The organism is Clostridium sp. ATCC 25772, assembly GCF_001573875.1.
Lineage (GTDB): Bacteria > Bacillota > Clostridia > Clostridiales > Clostridiaceae > Clostridium_J > Clostridium_J senegalense.
In genome coordinates, this window is the sequence record NZ_LFRG01000102.1 from 1 (window position 1) to 1742 (window position 1742).

1 protein-coding gene, 1 tRNA gene and 1 rRNA gene are annotated in these 1742 nt (G+C 25.8%); all 3 read left to right on the plus strand.

The genetic code is table 11. From position 1 onward, the window contains the following. Window positions 1-10 precede the first annotated feature (10 nt). The 3 genes from rrf (at window position 11) to AZI32_RS18780 (ending at window position 1314) form a co-directional block, all read left to right on the plus strand. Window positions 11-128 (plus strand): 5S ribosomal RNA (gene rrf / locus AZI32_RS16910). A gap of 6 nt (window positions 129-134) precedes the next feature. Next, window positions 135-210, plus strand: a tRNA-Phe gene (locus AZI32_RS16915). A gap of 939 nt (window positions 211-1149) precedes the next feature. Continuing rightward, complete coding sequence (locus AZI32_RS18780; protein WP_162829339.1) at window positions 1150-1314, plus strand: hypothetical protein; 165 nt, start codon at window positions 1150-1152, stop codon at window positions 1312-1314. Window positions 1315-1742: the final 428 nt, after the last annotated feature.

A 1742-nucleotide genomic window follows, 5' to 3' on the forward strand; every position in this document is an offset into this window, starting at 1 on the left:
TAAATTAAAATCTGGTGATGATGGTTTAGAGGGTAACACTCCTTTCCATTCCGAACAGGCAAGTTAAGCCTCTAGACGCCGAGAGTACTGCACGGGTGACTGTGTGGGAGGGTAGGTTGTTGCCAGGTAAGTATGGCTCGATAGCTCAGTCGGTAGAGCAGAGGACTGAAAATCCTCGTGTCGCTGGTTCGATTCCTGCTCGAGCCACCAAGCTTAGTAATTTTACTAAGCTTTTTTTATTTATTAAAAAATAAAAAATAAAAAGTTATCAACAATATATTTTAAAATGATAGAAGTTATAAACAAATTCACATAAATAACTGTGATTTTGTTTATAACTTTTTGTTTTTTGAAAGAGTGTTGTTAATAACTTTTAAGTTTATGCATTTATCAAATGAAAAAATTTAAGACTAACAATATACTAATAGTTGACAGTTTATTTTCAATGAATAGCTTATTAAGATTTTTTATTATTACATAGTGTAGTAATAAATTAAAAGAAAAATGTTTTATTGAAATAAAATGGTTTAGCTTTATGCACATGCTTGGAATCCTATATAGGGGAACAAGCTCCAATTTAAATTTATTCAATAACCTTAAAATATTTTTATACAAGATACATTGTTGAATTCTAAGCTATTCAGAGCATGTCTCACTATTTTGGGTATCCAAGTTCTGAAATGGATAATTTTAAAAGTCAACTTGGAACCCTATAGTTAATTAAGAATTTAAAATTTAGGAATTATAAATTGTGCTTGAAGCTGGATAGTTAGTTTAAAAAAATTTTTCAATATTATTAAAAATATAATAAGGTATATGCAAACCTTTTTAAGTTTCTAATGAAGATATTTTTATAAATTTTATAAGAGTATAGTATTGAATTCTAATTATACAACTTTATAGAATGAATAATTTAAGATTAATATTTTATTGTTAGTTAGTAGATTACTTTAATTAAGAGCTATGGTGATATCGCCCACTATGGTACTAATAATACTAAAGATTATTTCTTATACAACTTCTAACTAACTATAGTTGTACTTATATAAATATAGCATTTAGAAAAATATACTAAGCGTTATTATTAATATAAAACTTAATTATAGTAAACAATATAAATGAAATTTATATTATAAGGTGGTGCTATATATGGCTAAAAAAGGAATGAAAAGATATTATGAGCATAGGAGTAAAGAAGAAGTAGTTCCAGAAATACAAGGTAAAGCTAAAAGTGGAAACGCAAAAGCAGGTGTAGAATTTCATTACACTACTCCAGACAGAGAAAACTATACAGAAACGCATAAATTAAAATAAAAAGATATAAATAAAATGAGGCTTATTTAATCATAGGCTTTATTTTATTTATATTGTTTTTGTTAAAAATAAAACAAACTGAACCTAGTGTGTCATTAGTTGTAAAATGTAGAATATTGATGAAAAACAAAGAAAAAGTAACAAAATTTTATTAAATAAGAAAAAAATTGAAGAAGTATTAATAGATTTTATATATAATAAATCTTGTCGCTGAGGCAAACAAGTAAGTAACTCAAGCGATAAGGATTTAAACTTTAAAAGACACTTAAAAATTTTTAAAAAAGTTTTAAAAAAAGTGTTGACAAAGAAGTTAAAACCTAGTAAAATAGTAAAAGTCGTCAGGTAATGACGAATTGGTCTTTGAAAATTAAACAGATAAATATAGGTAAAACCAGTTAATTCATTTGAGAATCTATTTTGTAGAGACT